The organism is Pseudomonas sp. GM49, assembly GCF_000282355.1.
GTDB lineage: Bacteria > Pseudomonadota > Gammaproteobacteria > Pseudomonadales > Pseudomonadaceae > Aquipseudomonas.
In genome coordinates this window covers 1-20,856 of record NZ_AKJL01000008.1, presented here as the reverse complement: position 1 = coordinate 20,856, position 20,856 = coordinate 1, and the positions used below count along the sequence as shown (strand labels likewise).

Annotated in this window: 27 protein-coding genes and 1 pseudogene; 10 read left to right on the top strand and 18 right to left on the bottom strand. The window is 57.0% G+C overall.

Annotated features, from left to right (window positions below):
- Positions 1 to 26: 26 nt before the first annotated feature.
- From pheS to thrS, 5 genes are all read right to left on the bottom strand, one after another.
- On the bottom strand, positions 27 to 1,043 hold the full coding sequence (gene pheS / locus PMI29_RS28540; RefSeq protein WP_007975711.1) for a phenylalanine--tRNA ligase subunit alpha: 1,017 nt from the start codon (positions 1,041 to 1,043) through the stop codon (positions 27 to 29).
- A 109-nt stretch (positions 1,044 to 1,152) separates the two neighbouring features.
- The gene (gene rplT / locus PMI29_RS28545) at positions 1,153 to 1,509 is read right to left on the bottom strand and encodes a 50S ribosomal protein L20 (RefSeq protein ID WP_007905879.1); all 357 of its coding nucleotides are present in this window, start codon (positions 1,507 to 1,509) and stop codon (positions 1,153 to 1,155) included.
- Positions 1,510 to 1,537: 28 nt separating this feature from the next.
- Positions 1,538 to 1,732, bottom strand: a complete 195-nt coding sequence (gene rpmI, locus PMI29_RS0129750) for a 50S ribosomal protein L35 (protein WP_002553160.1) — start codon at positions 1,730 to 1,732, stop codon at positions 1,538 to 1,540.
- A 60-nt stretch (positions 1,733 to 1,792) separates the two neighbouring features.
- Positions 1,793 to 2,344 (bottom strand): translation initiation factor IF-3, encoded by a 552-nt coding sequence (gene infC, locus PMI29_RS0129745; protein WP_172435703.1) that lies wholly within the window; start codon positions 2,342 to 2,344, stop codon positions 1,793 to 1,795.
- Positions 2,344 to 4,266, bottom strand: a complete 1,923-nt coding sequence (gene thrS, locus PMI29_RS28550) for a threonine--tRNA ligase (protein WP_007993396.1) — start codon at positions 4,264 to 4,266, stop codon at positions 2,344 to 2,346. The genes infC and thrS overlap by 1 nt, the downstream gene beginning before the upstream one ends.
- 383 nt (positions 4,267 to 4,649) lie before the next feature.
- Here thrS and PMI29_RS28555 point away from each other — a divergent pair, with 383 nt between their 5' ends.
- Positions 4,650 to 4,949: a hypothetical protein gene (locus tag PMI29_RS28555; RefSeq protein ID WP_007993394.1), complete on the top strand. Its 300-nt coding sequence runs from the start codon at positions 4,650 to 4,652 to the stop codon at positions 4,947 to 4,949.
- Positions 4,950 to 5,241: 292 nt separating this feature from the next.
- Positions 5,242 to 5,454, top strand: a complete 213-nt coding sequence (locus tag PMI29_RS28560) for a cold-shock protein (RefSeq protein WP_003179963.1) — start codon at positions 5,242 to 5,244, stop codon at positions 5,452 to 5,454.
- 70 nt (positions 5,455 to 5,524) lie between these two features.
- Here the strand turns inward: PMI29_RS28560 and PMI29_RS28565 are convergent, their stop codons facing one another.
- Together PMI29_RS28565 and PMI29_RS28570 are read right to left on the bottom strand one after the other, a co-directional pair.
- Entirely contained in the window at positions 5,525 to 5,845 is a 321-nt protein-coding gene (locus PMI29_RS28565; RefSeq protein ID WP_007993392.1) for an I78 family peptidase inhibitor, read from the bottom strand.
- A gap of 170 nt (positions 5,846 to 6,015) precedes the next feature.
- Positions 6,016 to 6,321: a hypothetical protein gene (locus PMI29_RS28570; protein WP_007993389.1), complete on the bottom strand. Its 306-nt coding sequence runs from the start codon at positions 6,319 to 6,321 to the stop codon at positions 6,016 to 6,018.
- A 132-nt stretch (positions 6,322 to 6,453) separates the two neighbouring features.
- Here PMI29_RS28570 and PMI29_RS28575 point away from each other — a divergent pair, with 132 nt between their 5' ends.
- A complete protein-coding gene (locus PMI29_RS28575) occupies positions 6,454 to 6,666 on the top strand; it encodes a hypothetical protein (RefSeq protein ID WP_007993387.1) in 213 nt (70 codons plus the stop codon).
- 33 nt (positions 6,667 to 6,699) lie between these two features.
- On the opposite strand, the gene PMI29_RS28580 is transcribed toward PMI29_RS28575, so the two are convergent.
- The 8 genes from PMI29_RS28580 to PMI29_RS28615 form a co-directional block, all read right to left on the bottom strand.
- Positions 6,700 to 7,677 (bottom strand): nucleoside hydrolase, encoded by a 978-nt coding sequence (locus tag PMI29_RS28580; protein WP_007993386.1) that lies wholly within the window; start codon positions 7,675 to 7,677, stop codon positions 6,700 to 6,702.
- A 94-nt stretch (positions 7,678 to 7,771) separates the two neighbouring features.
- Entirely contained in the window at positions 7,772 to 8,176 is a 405-nt protein-coding gene (gene rbsD, locus PMI29_RS28585) for a D-ribose pyranase (protein ID WP_007993385.1), read from the bottom strand.
- A complete protein-coding gene (rbsK, locus tag PMI29_RS28590; RefSeq protein ID WP_007993383.1) occupies positions 8,173 to 9,090 on the bottom strand; it encodes a ribokinase in 918 nt (305 codons plus the stop codon). Before rbsK ends, rbsD begins: the two co-directional genes overlap by 4 nt.
- 74 nt (positions 9,091 to 9,164) lie before the next feature.
- Positions 9,165 to 10,184 (bottom strand): LacI family DNA-binding transcriptional regulator, encoded by a 1,020-nt coding sequence (locus PMI29_RS28595; protein ID WP_007993381.1) that lies wholly within the window; start codon positions 10,182 to 10,184, stop codon positions 9,165 to 9,167.
- Between the two features lie 3 nt (positions 10,185 to 10,187).
- Positions 10,188 to 11,165: an ABC transporter permease gene (locus PMI29_RS28600; protein WP_007993379.1), complete on the bottom strand. Its 978-nt coding sequence runs from the start codon at positions 11,163 to 11,165 to the stop codon at positions 10,188 to 10,190.
- On the bottom strand, positions 11,162 to 12,715 hold the full coding sequence (locus PMI29_RS28605) for a sugar ABC transporter ATP-binding protein (RefSeq protein WP_007993377.1): 1,554 nt from the start codon (positions 12,713 to 12,715) through the stop codon (positions 11,162 to 11,164). The genes PMI29_RS28600 and PMI29_RS28605 overlap by 4 nt, the downstream gene beginning before the upstream one ends.
- Positions 12,716 to 12,770: 55 nt before the next feature.
- Entirely contained in the window at positions 12,771 to 13,727 is a 957-nt protein-coding gene (locus PMI29_RS28610) for a sugar ABC transporter substrate-binding protein (RefSeq protein WP_007993376.1), read from the bottom strand.
- A 190-nt stretch (positions 13,728 to 13,917) separates the two neighbouring features.
- Positions 13,918 to 14,379: a hypothetical protein gene (locus tag PMI29_RS28615; protein ID WP_007993374.1), complete on the bottom strand. Its 462-nt coding sequence runs from the start codon at positions 14,377 to 14,379 to the stop codon at positions 13,918 to 13,920.
- A gap of 351 nt (positions 14,380 to 14,730) precedes the next feature.
- On the opposite strand from PMI29_RS28615, the gene PMI29_RS28620 reads away from it, so the two are divergent.
- The 3 genes from PMI29_RS28620 to PMI29_RS28630 all read left to right on the top strand — a co-directional run bounded on the left by PMI29_RS28620 (position 14,731) and on the right by PMI29_RS28630 (position 16,963).
- Positions 14,731 to 15,819, top strand: coding sequence for an asparaginase (locus PMI29_RS28620; protein ID WP_007993372.1), 1,089 nt, complete (start codon positions 14,731 to 14,733; stop codon positions 15,817 to 15,819).
- A gap of 180 nt (positions 15,820 to 15,999) precedes the next feature.
- Positions 16,000 to 16,269 (top strand): DUF1654 domain-containing protein, encoded by a 270-nt coding sequence (locus PMI29_RS28625; protein ID WP_050548055.1) that lies wholly within the window; start codon positions 16,000 to 16,002, stop codon positions 16,267 to 16,269.
- Between the two features lie 4 nt (positions 16,270 to 16,273).
- A complete protein-coding gene (locus PMI29_RS28630) occupies positions 16,274 to 16,963 on the top strand; it encodes an endonuclease (protein ID WP_007993369.1) in 690 nt (229 codons plus the stop codon).
- An 81-nt stretch (positions 16,964 to 17,044) separates the two neighbouring features.
- Here the strand turns inward: PMI29_RS28630 and PMI29_RS28635 are convergent, their stop codons facing one another.
- Positions 17,045 to 17,410, bottom strand: a complete 366-nt coding sequence (locus PMI29_RS28635; RefSeq protein ID WP_007993368.1) for a hypothetical protein — start codon at positions 17,408 to 17,410, stop codon at positions 17,045 to 17,047.
- Positions 17,411 to 17,660: 250 nt separating this feature from the next.
- Between PMI29_RS28635 and csrA the strand changes: the two genes are divergently transcribed.
- Positions 17,661 to 17,852, top strand: coding sequence for a carbon storage regulator CsrA (gene csrA / locus PMI29_RS28640; protein WP_007975691.1), 192 nt, complete (start codon positions 17,661 to 17,663; stop codon positions 17,850 to 17,852).
- A gap of 185 nt (positions 17,853 to 18,037) precedes the next feature.
- Here the strand turns inward: csrA and PMI29_RS28645 are convergent, their stop codons facing one another.
- Positions 18,038 to 18,493 carry a DUF2214 family protein gene (locus tag PMI29_RS28645; protein ID WP_007993366.1) on the bottom strand — a complete coding sequence of 152 codons (456 nt, stop codon included), beginning with the start codon at positions 18,491 to 18,493 and terminating at the stop codon, positions 18,038 to 18,040.
- 203 nt (positions 18,494 to 18,696) lie between these two features.
- Here PMI29_RS28645 and PMI29_RS28650 point away from each other — a divergent pair, with 203 nt between their 5' ends.
- A complete protein-coding gene (locus PMI29_RS28650; RefSeq protein ID WP_033051890.1) occupies positions 18,697 to 19,449 on the top strand; it encodes a carbonic anhydrase in 753 nt (250 codons plus the stop codon).
- Positions 19,450 to 19,524: 75 nt separating this feature from the next.
- On the opposite strand, the gene PMI29_RS28655 is transcribed toward PMI29_RS28650, so the two are convergent.
- Complete coding sequence (locus PMI29_RS28655; RefSeq protein ID WP_007993363.1) at positions 19,525 to 19,719, bottom strand: hypothetical protein; 195 nt, start codon at positions 19,717 to 19,719, stop codon at positions 19,525 to 19,527.
- A gap of 251 nt (positions 19,720 to 19,970) precedes the next feature.
- On the opposite strand from PMI29_RS28655, the gene PMI29_RS28660 reads away from it, so the two are divergent.
- Positions 19,971 to 20,177 (top strand): hypothetical protein, encoded by a 207-nt coding sequence (locus PMI29_RS28660; protein ID WP_007993362.1) that lies wholly within the window; start codon positions 19,971 to 19,973, stop codon positions 20,175 to 20,177.
- Positions 20,178 to 20,711: 534 nt separating this feature from the next.
- Positions 20,712 to 20,856 (top strand): annotated as a pseudogene (locus PMI29_RS30685) (DUF1254 domain-containing protein); the annotation flags it as partial.

The window sequence follows — 20,856 nt, the reverse complement described above, 5'->3', positions numbered from 1 at the left end:
CCTGCTCTCCTAAGAATTCGTTACGACTAGCGAAATTGCGCGAGGAACCGCAAGTCGTTGTCGAAGAACAGACGCAAGTCGTTCACGCCGTAACGCAGCATGGCCAGACGCTCAACGCCCATGCCGAAGGCAAAGCCCGAGAACTCTTCCGGGTCGATACCGGACATGCGCAGCACGTTCGGGTGAACCATGCCGCAGCCCATCACTTCCAGCCAGCCGGTCTGCTTGCAGACGCGGCAGCCTTTACCGCTGCACATCACGCATTCCATGTCGACTTCAGCGGATGGCTCGGTGAACGGGAAGTACGAAGGACGGAAACGCACCGCCAGTTCCTTTTCGAAGAACACCCGCAGGAATTCTTCGATGGTGCCTTTGAGGTCGGCGAAATTGATGTCGCGATCGATCAGCAGGCCTTCGACCTGATGGAACATCGGCGAGTGGGTGATATCGGAGTCGCTGCGGTAGACGCGGCCTGGGCAAACGATGCGGATCGGCGGCTGCTTGGACTCCATGGTGCGGACCTGTACCGGCGAGGTATGGGTGCGCAACAGCATGTTCGCATTGAAATAGAAGGTGTCATGCATCGACCGGGCCGGGTGATGGCCTGGGATGTTGAGCGCTTCGAAGTTGTGATAATCGTCTTCGACCTCAGGGCCTTCGGCGATGCCGTAGCCGATACGGGTGAAGAACTGTTCGACGCGTTCCAGAGTGCGGGTAACCGGATGCAGACCACCGGAGGTCTGACCACGGCCAGGCAGGGTCACGTCAATGGACTCGGCGGAGAGTTTGGCAGCCAGATCGGCTTCTTCAAACAATGCCTTGCGCGCATTAAGGACCTCTGTGACACGCTCCTTGGCAACGTTGATCAGCGCACCGACCTGCGGACGCTCCTCTGCCGGCAAATTCCCCAGGGTCTTCATCACCTGAGTCAATTCACCCTTCTTGCCAAGGTAGTGAACCCGGATTTGCTCCAGGGCATTGATATCTTCAGCGCTTTGCACAGCCTCTAGAGCTTGAGAGACGAGCGCATCCAGGTTTTCCATGTACAGACTCCAGATACAAAATAGGGGAAGAGCTTGAAGGCTCTTCCCCTATTTATGACGTTTAACACCTGACCCCACAGATGCGAGGCCGGGTGACTGTCGGGGGTACTTAAGCCAAGGTGGCTTTAGCTTTCTCGACAATCGCAGCAAACGCCGCTTTTTCGTTCACTGCCAGATCAGCCAGAACCTTACGGTCGATCTCGATGGACGCTTTTTTCAGGCCGGCGATGAAACGGCTGTAGGACAGACCGTTGATACGAGCACCAGCGTTGATACGAGCGATCCACAGAGCGCGGAACTGACGTTTTTTCTGACGACGGTCACGGTAGGCGTATTGGCCTGCCTTGATTACCGCTTGCTTGGCAACACGGAATACGCGGGAGCGTGCGCCGTAGTAGCCTTTAGCAAGTTTCAGAATTTTTTTGTGACGCTTACGGGCAATGACGCCACGCTTTACACGAGCCATGAGTTACTTCCTCTATTCTTGACTAAAATTAACGAAGGCGCAGCATGCGCTCGACTTTTGCCACGTCAGACGGATGCAGCAAGCTGCTACCGCGCAGTTGACGCTTACGCTTGGTCGACATTTTGGTCAGGATGTGGCTCTTGAAAGCGTGCTTGTGCTTGATACCGTTAGCAGTTTTCAGAAACCGCTTAGCAGCACCACTTTTGGTCTTCATTTTTGGCATGTTCGGATACTCCGCATTCAGTTGATAAACATAATCAGAAGGCCTGCCGTGCCCTGTTGATTACTTCTTCTTTTTCGGGGCGATGACCATGATCAGCTGGCGTCCTTCCATCTTAGGATGCTGTTCGACCGAACCGTACTCGAGCAAGTCACCTTCAACTCGCTTGAGGAGTTCCATCCCCAGCTCCTGGTGGGCCATCTCACGGCCGCGGAATCGCAAGGATACCTTGGCCCTGTCCCCGTCACTCAGGAAACGTACCAGGTTGCGCAGTTTTACCTGGTAATCCCCTTCCTCCGTCCCTGGACGAAACTTGATTTCTTTAACCTGAATCTGCTTCTGGTTTTTCTTGGCCGCAGCAATCTGCTTCTTCTTTTCGAAGATCGATTTGCCGTAGTCCATCAGTTTGCAAACAGGTGGTACTGCATCGGCGGAAATCTCCACCAGATCCAGCTTGGCCTCTTCAGCCTTAAGAAGCGCGTCTTCGATTGACACAATCCCGAGCTGTTCACCTTCAGCCCCAATTAACCGAACCTCGCGTGCCGAGATATTCTCGTTGATCGGGGCTTTCGGTGCAGTTCGTTTATCTTGTCTCATTTCACGCTTAATAATAATTACTCCGAATCTTGGCGACCACGCCGGGAAACCGCTTGGGCGAGGAACTCAGCGAACTGGGCGACGGGCATCGAGCCCAGGTCAGCACCTTCACGAGTACGCACAGCGACAGTCTGCATCTCGACTTCCCGATCTCCGATAACCAAGAGATAAGGAACCTTGAGCAAAGTATGCTCGCGGATTTTAAAGCCGATCTTTTCATTTCTCAAGTCAGACTTGGCACGAAACCCGCTTTCGTTGAGAGTTTTTTCCACTTCGGCGGCAAAATCAGCCTGTTTATCAGTGATATTCATCACCACTGCCTGGGTCGGAGCCAGCCACGCAGGGAACGCACCTTCGTAGTGCTCGATCAGGATTCCGACGAACCGCTCGAAGGACCCCAGGATCGCCCGGTGCAACATCACCGGGTGCTTGCGGCTGTTGTCTTCAGAGACGTATTCGGCTCCCAGACGCACAGGCAGGTTAAAATCGAGCTGCAGGGTACCACATTGCCAGACGCGACCGAGGCAATCTTTCAGCGAGAACTCGATCTTCGGACCGTAGAAAGCACCCTCGCCCGGCTGCAGATCGTACGGCAGGCCCGCGCTATCAAGGGCTGCGGCCAGTGCAGCTTCGGCGCGATCCCAAAGCTCGTCGGAACCGACGCGTTTTTCCGGACGAGTGGACAGCTTCATTTCGACATCTTTAAAGCCGAAATCGGCGTAGACGTCCATGGTCAGCTTGATAAACGCAGCGGACTCGGCCTGCATCTGCTCTTCGGTGCAGAAGATGTGGGCGTCGTCCTGGGTGAATGCGCGCACGCGCATGATGCCGTGCAAGGCACCCGATGGCTCGTTACGGTGGCATGCACCGAACTCGGCCAGGCGCATCGGCAGCTCGCGGTAGCTTTTCAGGCCCTGGTTGAACACCTGCACGTGGCAAGGGCAGTTCATTGGCTTGATTGCGTAGTCGCGGTTTTCCGACTGCGTGGTGAACATGTTGTCGGCGTAGTTGGCCCAGTGCCCGGATTTCTCCCACAGGCTGCGGTCAACGACTTGCGGCGTCTTGATTTCGAGGTAGCCGTTGTCGAGCTGAACCTTGCGCATGTACTGCTCGAGCACCTGGTACAAAGTCCAGCCGTTCGGGTGCCAGAACACCATGCCCGGCGACTCTTCCTGGGTGTGGAACAGGCCCAGGCGCTTGCCGATCTTGCGGTGGTCGCGTTTTTCGGCTTCTTCAATGCGCTGGATGTAAGCCGACAGTTGCTTCTTGTCCGCCCATGCGGTGCCGTAGACGCGCTGCAGTTGCTCGTTCTTGGCATCGCCGCGCCAGTAGGCGCCGGACAGCTTGGTCAGCTTGAAGGATTTCAGGAAGCGGGTGTTCGGCACGTGCGGACCGCGGCACATGTCGACGTATTCTTCGTGATAGTACAGGCCCATGGCCTGCTCGTTCGGCATGTCTTCGACCAGGCGCAACTTGTAGTCTTCGCCACGGGCCTTGAACACTTCGATCACTTCGGCGCGCGGAGTGACTTTCTTGATCACGTCGTAATCTTTCTCGATCAGCTGCTGCATGCGCTGTTCGATGGCCGCCAGGTCGTCCGGGGTGAAAGGACGCTCGAAGGCGATGTCGTAATAGAAACCTTCGTCGATGACCGGACCGATGACCATCCTGGCAGTCGGATACAGCTGCTTGACCGCGTGGCCAACCAGGTGGGCGCAAGAGTGGCGAATGATCTCCAGCCCCTCTTCATCCTTTGGCGTGATGATTTGCAGCGACGCGTCGCTGTCGATGATATCGCTGGCGTCGACCAGCTTGCCATCGACCTTGCCGGCAACGGTGGCCTTGGCCAGGCCAGCACCGATGGATGCGGCGACCTCGGCTACGGAAACCGGGTGATCGAATGAACGTTGACTGCCGTCGGGAAGAGTAATAGTTGGCATGGCGCCTCCTCTCCTAGTGGTGACCCCTACCAAAGGTCACGTGGGTTGGGATGAGCCAGTACAAGATCCGGTCCAGGCCATTCAATGACGAACGCCTGCCTTACAGCGGCAGGAGCCTTGCGGCCAACCGGGAAACCGAACCAGAGTGACTGGGATTCAAATCAGGGTTAATCGTGCCTCTGCCGCTACCGGGACTGAAGGTCCATCGGAGCCTGCAAACGCCCGAGCGGGGCATGCTAGCACAGATGAACGGTTATCGGCCTGCACGCAATCAGACGGTGAAAATCTCCTCACTTTTATGGCGCAAAGTGAACTTGAGATATACGAGCCGCCTCAAATTGACTGAGAATCGCCCCAGATATCGACCCCAAGGAGTTCCTGTCATGCGCCTTATCCGTCTTTTTGCCATCGCTGCTCCGCTAGCCTTGCTGCTGCCCCTGAGCGCCCACGCTGCCTGGCCAGCGGGCGTGAAAGCGCAGTACATGGGCGACTGCACAAAAGCTGCCAGCCAAAGTATTAACCCGGCCGAAGCGAAAAAACACTGTGCATGTGGCGCCGACGTTCTGGAAAAGAAATTCACCACTCAAGAAATCGCGCAGTTGATGGACAAAAACAATCCAGTTGGCCCTGAATTGAGCCAGCGCGCCCTGAAAGAAATCTCGGTGTGCAGAGTCCAGAAATAGAGCCGCGCAGGACTATCTTTGAGTGATCCGGGGGCCTAAAACAGCCAAATATCGGCTGATTCACATAATTTACGCAGCTTTTACGGGTTTTTTTAACCCCCTATTTTGCAGCGCAAACCCCCTGAAACCGGGGCTCACAGCCATTCATGGCAGTGAAAGACGTGCAATATGAAAGCAAACAACGCGTCTGGGGGGCTCCCAAACCGAACATTTCGACTATGATACTCGGGTGTGCCCAGTTGGCCTGAGCAGCACAGTACTACTGAAAATATATGTTTCTTGGAGATACACCATGTCTAATCGCCAAACCGGCACCGTTAAATGGTTCAACGATGAAAAAGGCTTCGGCTTCATCACTCCTCAAGGTGGCGGTGACGACCTGTTCGTACACTTCAAAGCTATCGAAAGCGACGGTTTCAAAAGCCTGAAAGAAGGCCAGACTGTTTCCTTCGTGGCTGAGAAAGGCCAAAAGGGTATGCAAGCTGCTCAAGTTCGCCCAGAGTAATTTCCAGGCGCACTAGAAAAACCCCGTCCATGTGACGGGGTTTTTTATGGGTGAAACAAAAACCTGAGGATCAGCCGCAGTTGACCCGGGTGACCACCCTGCTGGCATCGGTGTTCAGGTTCAGGCGATCGGAACGGTACTCCAGCGTCACCATATCGGTTGGCAGCAGGAACCGCGCGCTTTGCGCTCCAGCGCGGGTACGCGCCTGCTCAAGCAGTTGCGGCGATGCCTGTTTGCCGATGGTGAACTCGGCAGCCTTCGCTTCACAGCGGCTGTGACCCGTGTCAGTCGTCGCAACATCAACTGTTGCCGACTCCGTAGAGGTAGTGCTGCAACCGGCCAGCGTGGCAACGGCCAGCAAAGTACCCAATGACGCGAGCTTCCAAGGCATGAAGCCTCCTTATTTCAAAGATTGAGCTGAGATCGTGCGACAACCAGACTGGCGTTTGGTTTCACAGGCAGGCAGTGCTAGCACCCTGCCCGCAATCCGGACGAGCCGCGATTTTGCCTGAGCATCGCCCTCCCCTTAACCACTCAATCGTGACTGAATATGAACGACGCTCAATAGACGTCGATATAGTCGTAAGGCGGATTGGGCCAGTTCTCTCTCAAGGCATTGAAGATTTGCATGACCCAGACCTCATCGCTGGCCGCGACCCGCCCGACATAACCGGAGCCCTTGGCCCAGGTTTCAAGTCGAAACAGCAAGCCGTCGATATCGGTACCGCCCACGACACCGGAGGAGATATAGGCAATGCCTCCTTTAGTGACCCGCAACTGGGTGTGCTCATCGTCACTGGCGCTGGCCAGCAACTGACGCACCGCCTCAAGGGTCAGGCCATCCGGGGAGTTCAAATCGATCTGCACTGCGCACTCCTTGAATATTCGTCAGAGACCAAGTGTCGCACAGCACTCCTTTCACGCCTAAGTCGACGTGTCAAAAGCCCCGCAAAATGGTTAACTCGGCACTCAGACTTCCCCGATTTGACGAGTGCCATCATGACCACCGTAAGCATCGACGCTGACATCAAGGCCAAGTGGCAAGACGGCCACAGCTCCTACAGTCCAGGCAGCACGGAAGAGCTCGCCATTATCGGTATCGACCTTCTGGTCAGGGACCTTGGAACCGAAGCCGCCCAATCGTTCATCGAGCAGATTTTCGAGAAACATCTGTCGGACCAAAAGGCCGAAGCGGTCAGCGGGCGGGAGTGAAACCGGCTGGCAAACATCTATGGGAGATGATGCTTACTTCAAGCGAGCCAGGCGCTCGGTCAGCAGATCGAAGAAGCCCTGGGCATCGCCGCTTTCGACCCAGAAGGCATTCTTTGGCGCTTTCAAGGCGTCATACCAGTCGACAATGGTCTGCCCAAAGGTCGGGCCTTCACGGCTGTCGACAACCACATTGACCGAACGACCGCTGAACAATTGCGGCTTGAGCAGGTAAGCGACAACCGTGGCGTCATGCACCGGGCCGCCCGGAATGCCGTAGTGTTCCATGTCGCCTTTGATGTATTCATTGAGAATATCGCCCACCAATCGGCTGGCGTTGTTGTTCATCGCGGCAATCTGTTTCAGGCGCGCTTCGCTGGTAAGGATCTTGTGGGTCACATCCAGCGGCAGGTAGGTAAGCTTCACGCCACTGTTGAGTACCACTTCGGCCGCCTGCGGGTCGGCGAACAGGTTGAACTCGGCCACCGGCGTGATGTTGCCGCCATTGAAGTGCGCACCGCCCATGACCACCACTTCCCTGATGCCCTGAACGATCTCCGGCTCCTGGATCAGCGCCAGGGCCAGGTTGGTCTGCGGGCCAAGCATGGCGATGGTGATGCTGTGGGGTTTAGCAGATTTCAGGGTTTCGATCAGATAAGTGATGGCGCTGCCCTTGGCCAGGCCTTGCCTGGGCTCATGCACGGCAATGCCCGACAACCCTTCCTTGCCATGAATGTCCTCAGCGTAGATGGGTGTACGCATCAGAGGCCTCGGCGCCCCCGCATAGACCGGAACCTCTTCGCGCCCCGCCCATTCCCGGGCCAATCGTGCATTGCGCGATGTCTTGTCCAGGCGAACGTTGCCCGCAACGGTGGTCAATGCCCGGACATTCAGTTCGTCGGGCGATGCCAGTGCGAACAACAAGGCAACGACATCGTCAGCCCCTGGATCGGTGTCGATGATCAAGTCGATTTTATCCGCCGCCTGGGCGTTCGTTGCGGTAATCAGGGACAAAAGCAGCAGACTCCGGAGCAGTGGGTGCAGTTTCTGAGCATAGCGATATGTAGCGCACTCCTTGCACCGGGGAGATCAAAACGTGGACAGCCAGTCAAAACGTTACACCGGCGACCAGCACAATGTTGCAGTACGGCTGGCACTCGCCTGTACGAACAATCGCTCTCGCTTGTCGGCTCAGGGCCTTGAATTGTTCATGGCTGAGAACCTCACGCCGACCCAACGCGTCTGCGCCGTCCAGCTCATCCAGCGCGACCAGGGCCGACGGCTTTTTATCGAAGATTTCCTGAGCCAGCACATGGCTTTCGACCTGCATCTCACTGAGCACCACCTTCAAGGTGCTGACAAAATCCGGAATGCCATGGGTCAGGGCCAGGTCGATCAATTCAACACCCGGCGGAACCGGCAAACCGGCGTCCCCGATGACAACCATGTCGCCATGCCCCAATGAGGCAATCAGCCGCGACAGTGCAATATTGAGCAGTGGTGTCTTTTTCATTGTGTGTTAAACGCCTGTACATCGCTCAAGACAGGAATTGAAGGTTGCGCACCCGCACGGGTAACCGACAGCGCCGCAGCCACCTGCCCGAAGCGGATCGCCTGCACCTCATCTTGACCCGCGGCCAGCGCCGCAGCGAAACCGCCCACAAACGTATCGCCGGCCGCCGTGGTATCGACAGCCTTTACGACGGGTGCGGGGAAATGTTCGAAACGTTGGCCATCGGCAAACAGCGAGCCTTGCGCGCCGAGCGTGATGATCACTTTGCCGGCGCCCATGGCAACCAGACGGGTCGCCGCGGCTTGTGCGGTTTCCAGAGAGTCCACCGACAGACCGCTCAGGGCCGATGCTTCACTCTCGTTGGGAATCAGGTAATCGATAGACGCATACCAGTCCGATGGCAGCGGACGGCTGACCGGTGCCGGGTTGAGGATGACCGTCTTGCCCAGTTCACGGCCGCGCTTGAGCGCATGACCAACAGAGGCATCGGGCACTTCCAGCTGACAGATGAGCACGTCCGCCGCTTGTATCACCGAATCAAAACGGTCAATGGCTTCAGCGCTCAATGCACCATTGGCACCAGGGACGATCACGATCGTGTTCTGACTGTTGTCGTCGACCACAATCAACGCCACGCCGCTGGAACCGTCAACGGTGCTGACTGCCTGACAATCGATCTGCTCGGCCAGCAGCGCCCCGCGCAGTGCCTCACCATAAGCGTCATTGCCCACGCACCCGATCATCGACACCTGTGCTCCCAGCCGCGCCGCAGCCACGGCCTGATTGGCGCCCTTGCCACCGGAGACGGTGGCAAACGATTCGCCAATCAACGTTTCACCGCCCTTGGGCAAGCGCGGCGCCCGGGTCACCAGGTCCATATTCAAACTGCCTATCACCACTACTTTTGCTGGCATACATTGCTACTCATCGATTCTGTTTCGGCGGCGCTGTTGGTTTAGCGGCTTTCTGTTTTCAACGGCTCTCTGTTTCAACGGAAGTGGGCAAACACGCCGGCCAGCGGCGCCGTCGATTCACGTATGACGATACTCGGCGTCACGATTCGCTGATCGGTCATCAGGTCTGGCGTGGCGATCCGTCGTAAAAGCACTTCGGCGGCCATTTCGCCGAGTTGCAGGATCGATTGCCCGACCGTGGTCAACGACGGATAGACATACCGACTCATCTGGATATCGTCGAAGCCGATCACCGACAACTCGCTCGGTACGCGAATATTGCGCTCGGCGGCGGCCCGTAGCACGCCGATGCCGATCATGTCGTTGGCCGCAAAAATGGCGCTAGGCGGATTGCTTTTCAGCAAAATCGCGGCGGCGCTGTAACCGCCGGTGCTGGTGAAATCGCTTTCCAGCATGCGCTCGGGAGAGACTTCGACACCCGCCTCTTTCAAGGCCCTGCGATATCCCGCCAAACGCATCTGCGCCACACTGGTGTTTTCCGGTCCGCTGATCGTGGCGATATCCCGGTGCCCCAACTCCAACAGGTGCCGGGTCGCCAGATACGCGCCGTATTCATGGTCGATGCGCACCAGATCCGCATCGACACCTTCCAGTCCACGGTCGACGATGACCATGGGGGTGCGGACGCCTTTCAGGCCTTGTACCAGGCCACTGTCGCCGCCGGCCGAAGCGACAATCAGGCCGTCGATGCGTTTTTCCAGCAGCACACGCAGGTAGCTGCGCTGCTTGTCCGGATTGTCGTCGGAGTTGCACAGGATGACGCAGTAACCGTTTCGCTCGCAGTAATCCTCGATACCCCGGGCCAGTTCGGCGAAATACGGGTTGAGGCTGTTGGGCACCAACAGGCCGATGGTCGCCGTGGTCTTGGCCTTGAGCGAACGGGCCACGGCGCTGGGGACGTAGTCGAGGGTCTGGATTGCAGCCTCGACCTTGATCCGGACTTCTTCACTGACCGGGCGGGTCCTGTTCACCACATGGGAAACCGTGGTGTAGGAAATGCCGGCAAGGGCTGCCACATCTTTGATAGTCGCCATGACTCAGGTCCGCCGGCTTGCGCGTTGACTGCGATAGGTGTCCAGCACCACCGCCACCACGATCACCGCGCCGGTAATGATGCGTTTGGTTGGCTCGGTTGCGCCGATCTGCGCCAGTCCCGCGGCCAGTACGGAAATGATCAGGACGCCAAAAAACGTGCTGATCACCGAGCCGCGCCCGCCCATCAGGCTGGTCCCGCCGATCACGACAGCTGCGATCACCTGCAACTCAAGACCGGAACCGGCATTCGGGTCCGCAGCTTCCAGGCGAGAAATCTGGAACAACGCGGCAATACCGGCGAGCAATCCCATCAGGCTGAAGACCAGGATTTTGTAAGGCTTCGGATTGATCCCCGCCAGCCGCACAGCCTCTTCGTTGGTGCCGATACCGATCAGGTAGCGCCCGAACACCGTGCGGGTCAACACGGCCTGGGCGATGAAAATGATCAGCAACGCAATGATGAACGACGGTGAAATGCCGAAGGCAATCGGGTTGGATAACCAGGCGAACGCATCGCCGATATAGGCCGTGCGCGAACCGGTCATCTGGTACGCCACCCCGCGAGCCATTTCCAGCACACCCAGGGACACGATGAACGACGGTATCCGCCACGCCACCGTGATCGAGCCGGTGATGGTACCTGCAAGCGCCGCGATGGCCATACCCAGCAGCGCCGCCGGCAGCACGCCCCAGCCCCAGCCAAGAATCGCCACGCTCACGGTCGAGGCCGCCAGCGCCAGCACCGAGCCTACCGACAGGTCGATGCCACCAATGATCAACACAAAGGTCATGCCGACCGCCAGCACCATCAGGTCCGGAATCTGGTTGGCCAGGGTGCTGAAAGTATCGTAGGACAGGAAATGACTGCTCAGCATCGAGAACAGCACGATCATCGCCGACAAGGCGCCTGCCAGGCCCAGATAGGTACCCAGGCCGTAGAAGTTGCCACTGCGAGTGCCGGCGAAAGAAGCGGTTTTCATGGAAGATCCCTAGGCGCGGCTTCAAAGAGCTGCGCATCACGTTTTTGGTAGCCGGCGAAAGCCGCGGCGAGCAACTCATCCTGGGTCCAGCTGTCGCGATCGAATGTATCGATCAGGCTTCCTGCCGACAGCACACCGATCCGGTCACAGATCAGCATCAGCTCGCGCAAGTCGCTGGAAACCACCACCAGCGCCTTGCCTTTGCGGGTCAACTCACCGAGCAGGTTGTAGATATCGAACTTGGCGCCGACGTCGATGCCGCGGGTCGGCTCGTCGAACAGCAGTACCGAGCAATCGCGCTCCAGCCAGCGACCGATGACGACTTTCTGCTGATTGCCGCCGGACAGCTCAGACACCAACTGTGCCGGGCCGGAACTGCGGATTCGCATGGCGTCGATCTGACGCTGGGCCAGGGCGTTCTCGTCATCATTGTCGACAAGGCCAGCGCTGGAGATGCCGGACATGTTGCCCAAGGCGATATTGGCGCCGATCGACTGTGTCAACAAAAGGCCTTCGCCCTTGCGATCCTCAGTGATCAACGCGATGCCATGACCCACCGCATCCACCGGCGAACGGATGCTGACGACCCGCGCCGGCGCCCCCAGGGCAATCGTGCCGCTGTCGGCGATATCAGCTCCGAAAATCAGACGCAGCAACTCGGTGCGCCCCGCCCCGATCAAACCGGAAATCCCGAAAATCTCGCCGGCACGGACTTCGAACGACACGTCGCGCACCTTGTCGGAACGGGTCAGGCCTTCGACCGTCAACATCGGAGCGCCGATCTTGCGCGCCCCCATATCGATGTGTTCGCCGAGCTCGCGCCCGACCATCAAGGTGACCAGTTGCTCGCTGTTGTAGTTGGCCATCGGCGCGACACAGACCAGGTTGCCGTCGCGCAGCACGGCAATGCGCTGCGCGACCCGCGCCAGCTCTTCGAGGCGATGAGAGATATAGATGATCGCTACGCCGCGAGCCCGCAGACGGACGATCTGCTCGAACAGCATTTCGACTTCGCGTGCAGTGAGCATCGCGGTCGGCTCATCGAGAATCAGCACATGACAATCGCCGATAAGGTTGCGGGCGATCTCCACCATTTGCTGATGACCGATGCCCAGTTCGCCGACCAGGGTATCCGGGTCAATGGCGTCGAGCCCGACCTGAGCCATGGCCTCGATGGCGGCCTTGCGCAACTGCTTGCGATTGATCCAGCCGCCGTTGTTGGGCAACTTGTGAAGAAACAGGTTTTCCGCCACCGACAAGGTCGGCAACAGATTAAGTTCCTGCATGACCATGCGGATACCCAGCGCTTCAGCCTGAGCCCGGCTTCCGGGGCGATAGTCCCGCCCCTGAAACTGCATCTGACCGGTGGTTGGCGTCACCAGTCCGCCAATGATTTTGGAAAGCGTGCTTTTGCCTGCCCCGTTCTCGCCGGTCAGCGCCAGCACTTCACCGCGCATGAGCGTCAGGTCGATGCCGGTCAACACCGGTTGGGCGTAGGTCTTGCCGATACCACCGACCGAGAGGACAGCGTTCGGGACGGAAACTGACATAAAAACTCTCCATGCGCCCGTCCGGCTGGACGAGCGCCGCTGTGTCGCCAGAGGGCTACTTGGTGACCAGTTCTACCGGTGTTTCGATCACGCCATTGGCGCCGCCGTCGACCTTCTCGCCCTTGAGAATTTTCAGTGCAGTCTCGATGCCGAACACCGCCTGCCTGGCCGCGAACTGGTCCGCCGTGGCCAGCACGCGACCATCCTTGAGCATTGGCTGGATGGCATTGATGTTGTCGTAGCCAACCACTTGTACCTTGCCGGCCTTGCCCGCGGCGCGCACGGCAGATACCGCGCCGACCGCCATGCTGTCGTTGCCGGCCAACAGGGCCTTGGTTTGCGGGTATTCACTGAGAATCGACGCGGCTACCTTGTTGCCTTTATCGATCTCCCAGTCACCGGATTGCAGGGACACGACCTTGATCTGCGCCGCCTCCATCGCATCCTTGAAACCCGCAGTCCGCTGCTGCGCATTGGTGGTGGTGGACACACCTTCGATGATGCCGACTTCGTCACCAGCCTTCAGCTGCCTGGCCAGGTAGTCACCCACCAGCCGTGCGCCCTTGCGGTTGTCCGGGCCTACGAACGGAACATCGATGTTTTTGCTTTTGACGACGGCGGGGTCCAGCTGGTTATCGATGTTGATCACGGTGATACCGGCATCGATGGCTTTCTTGATCACCGGAACCATCGCTTTGGAGTCCGCCGGCGCAATCACCAGTGCATTGACCTTGGCCAGAATCATCTGCTCGACGATGCGCGTCTGGCCCGCGGTGTCGGTTTCATCCTTGATGCCGTTAGAGATGAGGTCGAATTCGCCGGAGTGATCTTTCTGGTAGGCCTTGGCGCCGTCTTCCATTGTCAGGAAGAACTCGTTGGCCAGGGATTTCATGACCAGTGCGACTTTGGGTTTTTCCGTGGATTCAGCAAAGGCCGAAGAGACAGGCAGTGCAGCGGATGCGGCAGCCAGCATAGCGACAGCGAGAAGGCGTCCAGCGAATGGCAGCTTCATGGGTTCACTCCGATCTTATGATTATTGTGAGCAACGCTTGCGCTGACGTAAGCTTCACGGCCCTGCGATGAAGAGTCATCACTGGAGCCGCGCAAACGTTTGCGAGAGCCAAACTATGCGAATCCTGCCGATATTTGTCAACGACAGGAAAAGTGCTTTCACGGATGATCAGCGAAAAACGGCATTCAGCTCATGCCGTGGTGTTGACCACCGATCCCGTGCCAGAACCCTTGGTCAGCTCTTTGATCAGACTCGCGCTCACTTGCAGGATGGCGGCGTTGGTTTCGGCAACCTGCCCCTGAATGGCCCCTACCGCGGTGGTCTTGGCTTCCGGAGTCGGATAGGACGCCGCCTGGGCCTGCGCCAGTTGCTGCTGTTGCTCGCGCAATTGCTGCTGCAGCTCCTTCAGACGCTTGAGCAAGACCTTCACCGTTACGCTGGTGTTATCGCCGGTTTCCGATTCGGCCTTTGCGCCGGCACTTTCTCCCAGCCCTACCGGGCCCGTTTTGACCCGGGTACCGTCGCTTTCCTTTGCACCCGGCGCTTGAGTGGCCGCATCAGTTGTCTCGTCACCTAAAGCACGAAGGGTAGTAGCCGATTTGCCACCGATGGTGATGCCAGCTGCATTTGGAATACCAACGGATAACGACATGTGAACTCCTGAAGAAACAGATCCCTTGAAGGAGCATCGACCGACGCGCGCGTTTCTTTAGTCATTACTGATGATTTGACCCGTTGAAATCTTAAACATGACTGCAATCCGTTTCGGAGAGCCGAACGCGAAAGTTAAACATGTTCGGCAATCCGGACGCCCGGACCTGAAACCATTCCGGACACAAACAGCAATACCGTTACAAATCATTAAGTTAAGCGTGTTTTTCGATTCAAAGTATTACTGGTACGGATCCTGCTCTTCCCCTTGCACCCCCAGCGTTCAGATTCGCCTGGGGCGTATCTAGATGAACTTGCATCAGCACCGTCTCACAACTAGAAGAGAAAAATAATGACATCTGCACTCAAGACCTTTGTTCCGGGCGCCTTGGCCCTCCTGCTGCTTCTGCCCACCGCCCTTCAGGCCAAAGAAACCGAAACCCAACAGAAACTGGCCAACGTGGTGATTTTGGCCACCGGCGGCACCATCGCCGGCGCGGGCGCCAGCGCCGCCAACAGCGCGACCTATCAAGCGGCGAAAGTCGGCATTGAACAGTTGATCGCCGGCGTTCCTGAACTGAGCCAATTGGCTAACGTTCGCGGCGAACAGGTCATGCAAATCGCTTCCGAAAGCATCACCAACGAAAACCTGCTGCAACTGGGTCGCCGCGTAGCTGAGCTGGCCGACAGCAAAGACGTTGATGGCATCGTGATCACCCACGGCACCGACACCCTGGAAGAAACGGCGTACTTCCTGAACCTGGTGGAAAAAACCGAGAAGCCGATCATCGTCGTGGGCTCCATGCGCCCAGGCACCGCGATGTCTGCCGATGGCATGCTGAACCTGTACAACGCGGTGGCCGTGGCCAGCAGCAAAGATGCGCGGGGCAAAGGTGTGCTGGTGACCATGAACGATGAAATCCAGTCGGGTCGCGACGTCAGTAAAATGATCAACATCAAGACCGAAGCGTTTAAAAGTGCCTGGGGTCCGCTGGGCATGGTAGTAGAAGGCAAATCCTACTGGTTCCGCTTGCCGGCCAAGCGCCACACCATGGATTCCGAATTCGACATCAAAACCATCAAGAGCCTGCCTGACGTCGAGATCGCCTATTCCTACGGCAACGTCAGCGATACCGCCTACAAGGCCCTGGTTCAGTCAGGCGCGAAAGCCATCATCCACGCAGGCACTGGCAATGGCTCGGTATCGTCGCGGGTAGTGCCAACCCTGCAAACCTTGCGCAAGGATGGCGTGCAGATCATTCGCTCTTCCCATGTCAATGCCGGCGGCTTTGTATTGCGCAATGCCGAACAGCCTGACGATAAATACGACTGGGTCGTGGCCCACGATCTGAACCCGCAAAAGGCCCGGATCCTGGCGATGGTCGCGCTGACCAAAACCAACGACAGCAAAGAGCTGCAACGGATGTTCTGGGAATACTGATTCGCCATCGCCCGACCGGATCCGGTCGGGCACCCCGGCGCCATTCGCCAGCCTTGGCGATTGGCTGCCGCTGGATCTGACAAAAAACTCCCTTCGCCTTACGCCAAATGGAACAAACCGCTGTCAGAGGATTTTCTTGATTTTTAAGCAGTTGCGAAATGGCCTACAGTTAAATACTGTATGCACGTACAGCTTAATAAGGATAATTCCGTGGACACCACCTCTGCCTCTCCTGACACCTATGTACGCATGGGCCTGCGCGTTCAGAAAATCATCAACTCTCCCACCGCACAAAAGGCTAGGGCAGCGCTGATCTTCCGCCTGCCTGACGAGCCGGTGGATGAATGGGAACGCTTGCTGGAAGAAATCGACGAGAACGACAACGTCACCCTCGCCTATCGCGACGATGGCGGCGTGCAGATTTTCTGGGTTTTGCCGAAGGAAGATTGAGTCGATGAGCGTCCGCTGGTTTGCTTTGTTGTTCCTGTTTTTTGTCGTGGGCGCGCAAGCCGACGCTCCGCGCACCTTCACCGAAGCGAAAAAGGTGGCGTGGAAACTCTACGCCCCCCAATCCACCGAGTTTTACTGTGGCTGCAAGTACACCGGCAACCGGGTGAACCTTGCCGCTTGCGGTTATGTGCCACGCAAGAATGCCAAACGCGCAGCCCGCATCGAGTGGGAGCATATTGTTCCGGCCTGGCAAATCGGTCATCAACGCCAGTGCTGGCAAGAGGGCGGCCGCAAGAACTGCACCCGCCACGATCCGGTTTACCAGAAGGCCGAAGCTGATTTGCACAACCTGGTGCCCAGCATTGGCGAGGTCAACGGCGATCGCAGCAACTTCAGCTTTGGATGGCTGCCCGAGCAGTCGGGGCAATATGGTTCGTGCCTGACCCAGATCGACTTCAAGGCCAGGAAAGTCATGCCCCGCCCTTCCATTCGCGGCATGATCGCACGGACCTACTTCTACATGAGCAAGCAGTATGGTTTGCGCCTGTCGAAACAGGATCGGCAACTGTACGAAGCCTGGGACAAAACCTATCCGGTACAGGCCTGGGAGCGGCAACGCAACCAGAGCGTGGGGTGCGTCATGGGGCGTGGCAACGAGTTCGTCGGCCCGGTAGACATGAAGGCCTGCGGCTGAACCCAGGCAACACCTGAAACAAAAAAAGGCTTCGGAGCTAAACAACCGAGGCCTTTTTTGTTTGTCTGTCGCTACAGAAAGTTATTGAGCGGCCGGACGCTCAAGCACCAGCAATTCGATGTTCTGTTTTTTCGCGCGAGTGAGCGCCGCACGGACTTCATCCTGCTTGGCTTCGGCCTCGGCTTTGGAATTGAACGGCCCCATCAGGATTCGCGTATTGCCATTTTCCTTGACGACGCTGGACATGAAACTGTGCTCGATCAGCCAGCCACTCAAATCGCTGACTGCCTGAGGGGTTTCACCTCGCACTTCAAGATCCCATTGCGGGCCAGACACTGGCGCGGGCATGGCGGCCATAGCCGGTTTAGGCTTCGGTGCATCCACACTGCTACCCTCACCACATCCCGCCAGTGCCAATATCGCGATTACCAGAACCATTTTGCGCACGGCGCTTCCCTCTAAATGCATAAAGCAGCGATTTTAACATCCATGAATACTTCACGAGTGCCGTAAAATGGGCTCAAAACAAGGAGAATGATGGTTGCGGCCTCTGTATAGTTACGCCTTGGGAATTAATGCCACATCTGCGCGTCAGAAAGAGGCACCCAAACCGTCAGACTTCGCACTAATCTATACATACCACCGACCTCTGCACTGTCCGAATCAGGTGCCCCACATAGCAATCAAGGAGAAGACCATGCTGATACTCACCCGCAAAGTCGGTGAAAGCATAAACATTGGTGATGACATTACGATCACCATCCTGGGCGTAAGCGGCCAGCAAGTCAGGATCGGCATCAACGCTCCGAAGGACGTTGCAGTGCATCGTGAAGAAATTTATCAGCGCATTCAGGCCGGCCTGACCGCCCCGGAAAAGCCGCAATCCTGAATTCTGTTGCAGTCAGTAGCCAGCCCGTTCAGTCCGGAATCACGGCTGGCTAAAGATTCAGCATCGCATCGCTTCCGCCTGCTTTCCCACACCAGCCCCCAGGGGTCGATACTAGCGACAAGCTCAACGCTCTGGCTGTCGGACTTTTCTGGTTTACCCCAAGGAAGGTCGCGCTCACTTCGTAGTTAACCAATCATCACCCCACGCGCCATGCCAGTCGCCGCTACCACCATCAGCAGCACCAGCAGCGCTTCGATATGACTGATCCGTGCAAACAGCTTCGCACGGCCTGTATCGATCGCATCTTTACGGGCAAGCGCTATCCGCCATTTGATCAGCGTCACCATTGGCGCAATCTCCAGCAGCAAGATCAGGACGAACAGCGTCATCTTCAGATGAAACAGCGGCTGATGCAGGTAATAGTCCGTGCCTTTCTCGTACCCGCCAAAGGCTCGCATCCCCCCGCTGATCAGTAAAACGACAGCTGAAATACCCCAGATATTGTCCGCCATCAGAACACTGCGCACTTCTCCTGCCCCGTCGGCCAGACGCCGAAAAGCCGTGCCTCGAACAAGTACCGCCCAGAATCCCAAGGCAACTGCCAGAAGATGAACCGCCGCTAGTAACCAGTGAGTCAGCATCGAGAAACTCCTGCCAGGTCGAAGTTGTATGAGCCTGACAGTAGTAGCCCATGAAATGGCTGCTTGCACGGCATCTGCTGACAATGCCCGGTACACAATATGACAGACCGACTAGACTCCACTGCGCTGGTATTGAGCGTCCGTGACAATACCAGCCACAACAGCAATTCACTCTCACCGCATTGAACTGAGTAAACAAAATCATGTGTGAATCATGTGATTCAAGCTCTGCTTCAAACACAACAGGCCGTCGTCGTTTTCTTCAATTTGCCGGATTGAGCGCAGGCGCCTTGCTGCTGACCGGCACACTGCCCGGCCAGATCATCCAGGCAGCCGAAAAAGCGTCAGCCCCACCAAAACCTCAAAACGTAATCAGTCCCGATATGGCGTTGAAAAGACTGATGGAGGGCAATAAACGATATGTAAGCGGTACTTCCACGACACACGACTTCAAAGCTGAGCGAGAGGCCCTGGTATCCGGTCAAAATCCGTTCGTGGCAGTACTGAGCTGCTCTGACTCGCGGATCGCCCCGGAATATGCGTTTGATACCGCGCGAGGCGATCTTTTCTCCATCCGTGTCGCGGGCAACTTCGTGACCCCGGAAGGCTTGGCCAGCCTTGAATACGGGGTTGCCGTACTGGGCGCACCGCTGATTCTCGTACTCGGTCATGAGAGCTGTGGCGCCATCGAGGCAGGCATCAAGGCAGTCAAGGATCAGACGATTTTCCCTGGCCATATCCCGAAACTGACTGATGCACTCAAGTCGGCTATCGAGACAGTGCTGAAGCAACCCGGGAGCTTGATGGAAAACGCCACCGTGCAGAACGTCAAAAATTCTGTCAACAGCCTGAAACAGGCCTCGCCATTGCTGACCGATGCGCAGAGCAAGGGCATGTTGAAGATCGTGGGAGGCATTTATCGCCTGGCAAGCGGCAAGGTAGAGCTGATCGCCTGAACCGCAATACGCACATCGCCCGCATCGGAGCACAACCCTGCATGCAAAGAGCCCAGCGCGGTGGCTGGGCTCTGTTTATCTTCGGTTTTCCATCATTTTGTCGGCAAGGGTTTTGGCCCTCTCGATCAACAGGTTTTGCCTGTCTTCGTGGGTAGCCCCGCCAACAACCGGGGCAGTCAAATTGCTTTCGGCAATCAATGCAGCGCAGAAGTATTGATCCCAAACAGTCTTGTCCACAGATGCCTGCTTGATGATTTGATCGGCGTTCATAGGCGGCTCCTTTCAATGAGGCAGCACTACTAGTTTACGCCGTAATGACAAAGAAACCGGGCTATCACCCACAGCGGCCCGCCATTCGTCGCCTGCGAAAATCCAACGAAAAAATCACTCGCATCCGTGGCTTGAGGATTGCAAAGTACGCGCGTAGCAGCGCCGGAACGACATAACTCTGACGCCGCAGCCATTCAATCAATGCTTAAGGACTCCAGCGATACGCTTGGTCAGTCACCGGGAGATGTAACGTGTCAACGCTCAACGAAATCGCAATGAACCACGCGAGAATGGCTAAGGAAAAAGCAGCAGAGTCGACCGAACTGAGCGAGCGACACCTTCAGATTGTAGGAAGCTTCGAGGTACCGTCCATTGATGCGCACCAGAACATTCCACTGCACCTGATCGCTGGAGCGCAGGATGGCCACCATGGCCTTGCGGCGACCTTTGCCCTCTGACGTCTATTGAGGCAGGCGACGATCTGAGCGATTTACTCGGCACCCCCTGGTTGCCCGGCATTCGTTCAGCAATCGTCGCGCCTTGATGGCCCGAGCAACCTCGAACTCCACCCTTTGAGCGCCATACAACGTCTCAGAACCATCCCCCCGAATACTCCCACCATGCGCATACAGGTCTTGCCCTCGATCATTGGCATCGCCACCCCGAAGCGTGAATCACACCATAGACTCAACAAACAACACGCAGTTACTTGTGGATTGAAATTCCATAGACAAAACATAACTCCACAGTCAGCCCCCCTACTACAGCAGGCGCTGTCTGTAGCAGTGAGCATCTTCAGATAAATCAAAGTGCGTTATGCGAACTCATGCTTTGAGCAAATGCTAACGCCTGATTAGTAGCTAGTTGACCAACTCACTCATCCGACTTGACGATTGGAGATGCATGTTGATGAAAACCCTACTAACGAGAGCCACTGGCTGCACGATGATATTTGAACTACGCGATCATGTACGACTACGCCGCAGACAAAAACTCCGAACAGTGATACGCCGTATTCCATGTTATTTATGGACTTGCGTGCGGAGCCAATCGTGTTATCGGTACCGGCGGTACAGAAACCGCGCTACTACTCGGTGCAACTCATCGACGGTAACGTTACATCGGCAGCCCCCCCCC

Excerpts from the sequence above, each read along its gene's own strand:
- PMI29_RS28575 (WP_007993387.1), top strand. The coding sequence starts at position 6,454 with ATGACCACCGTAAGCATCGACGCTGACATCAAGGCCAAGTGGCAAGAC.
- thrS (WP_007993396.1), bottom strand. The coding sequence starts at position 4,266 with ATGCCAACTATTACTCTTCCCGACGGCAGTCAACGTTCATTCGATCAC.
- rpmI (WP_002553160.1), bottom strand. The coding sequence starts at position 1,732 with ATGCCAAAAATGAAGACCAAAAGTGGTGCTGCTAAGCGGTTTCTGAAA.
- rbsK (WP_007993383.1), bottom strand. The coding sequence starts at position 9,090 with ATGCCAGCAAAAGTAGTGGTGATAGGCAGTTTGAATATGGACCTGGTG.
- PMI29_RS28615 (WP_007993374.1), bottom strand. The coding sequence starts at position 14,379 with ATGTCGTTATCCGTTGGTATTCCAAATGCAGCTGGCATCACCATCGGT.
- PMI29_RS28605 (WP_007993377.1), bottom strand. The coding sequence starts at position 12,715 with ATGTCAGTTTCCGTCCCGAACGCTGTCCTCTCGGTCGGTGGTATCGGC.
- PMI29_RS28650 (WP_033051890.1), top strand. The coding sequence starts at position 18,697 with ATGTGTGAATCATGTGATTCAAGCTCTGCTTCAAACACAACAGGCCGT.
- PMI29_RS28565 (WP_007993392.1), bottom strand. The coding sequence starts at position 5,845 with ATGCCTTGGAAGCTCGCGTCATTGGGTACTTTGCTGGCCGTTGCCACG.
- PMI29_RS28655 (WP_007993363.1), bottom strand. The coding sequence starts at position 19,719 with ATGAACGCCGATCAAATCATCAAGCAGGCATCTGTGGACAAGACTGTT.
- PMI29_RS28645 (WP_007993366.1), bottom strand. The coding sequence starts at position 18,493 with ATGCTGACTCACTGGTTACTAGCGGCGGTTCATCTTCTGGCAGTTGCC.
- PMI29_RS28620 (WP_007993372.1), top strand. The coding sequence starts at position 14,731 with ATGACATCTGCACTCAAGACCTTTGTTCCGGGCGCCTTGGCCCTCCTG.
- PMI29_RS28555 (WP_007993394.1), top strand. The coding sequence starts at position 4,650 with ATGCGCCTTATCCGTCTTTTTGCCATCGCTGCTCCGCTAGCCTTGCTG.
- csrA (WP_007975691.1), top strand. The coding sequence starts at position 17,661 with ATGCTGATACTCACCCGCAAAGTCGGTGAAAGCATAAACATTGGTGAT.
- PMI29_RS28600 (WP_007993379.1), bottom strand. The coding sequence starts at position 11,165 with ATGAAAACCGCTTCTTTCGCCGGCACTCGCAGTGGCAACTTCTACGGC.
- PMI29_RS28630 (WP_007993369.1), top strand. The coding sequence starts at position 16,274 with ATGAGCGTCCGCTGGTTTGCTTTGTTGTTCCTGTTTTTTGTCGTGGGC.
- pheS (WP_007975711.1), bottom strand. The coding sequence starts at position 1,043 with ATGGAAAACCTGGATGCGCTCGTCTCTCAAGCTCTAGAGGCTGTGCAA.
- rbsD (WP_007993385.1), bottom strand. The coding sequence starts at position 8,176 with ATGAAAAAGACACCACTGCTCAATATTGCACTGTCGCGGCTGATTGCC.
- rplT (WP_007905879.1), bottom strand. The coding sequence starts at position 1,509 with ATGGCTCGTGTAAAGCGTGGCGTCATTGCCCGTAAGCGTCACAAAAAA.
- PMI29_RS28595 (WP_007993381.1), bottom strand. The coding sequence starts at position 10,184 with ATGGCGACTATCAAAGATGTGGCAGCCCTTGCCGGCATTTCCTACACC.
- PMI29_RS28560 (WP_003179963.1), top strand. The coding sequence starts at position 5,242 with ATGTCTAATCGCCAAACCGGCACCGTTAAATGGTTCAACGATGAAAAA.
- PMI29_RS28610 (WP_007993376.1), bottom strand. The coding sequence starts at position 13,727 with ATGAAGCTGCCATTCGCTGGACGCCTTCTCGCTGTCGCTATGCTGGCT.
- PMI29_RS28625 (WP_050548055.1), top strand. The coding sequence starts at position 16,000 with ATGCACGTACAGCTTAATAAGGATAATTCCGTGGACACCACCTCTGCC.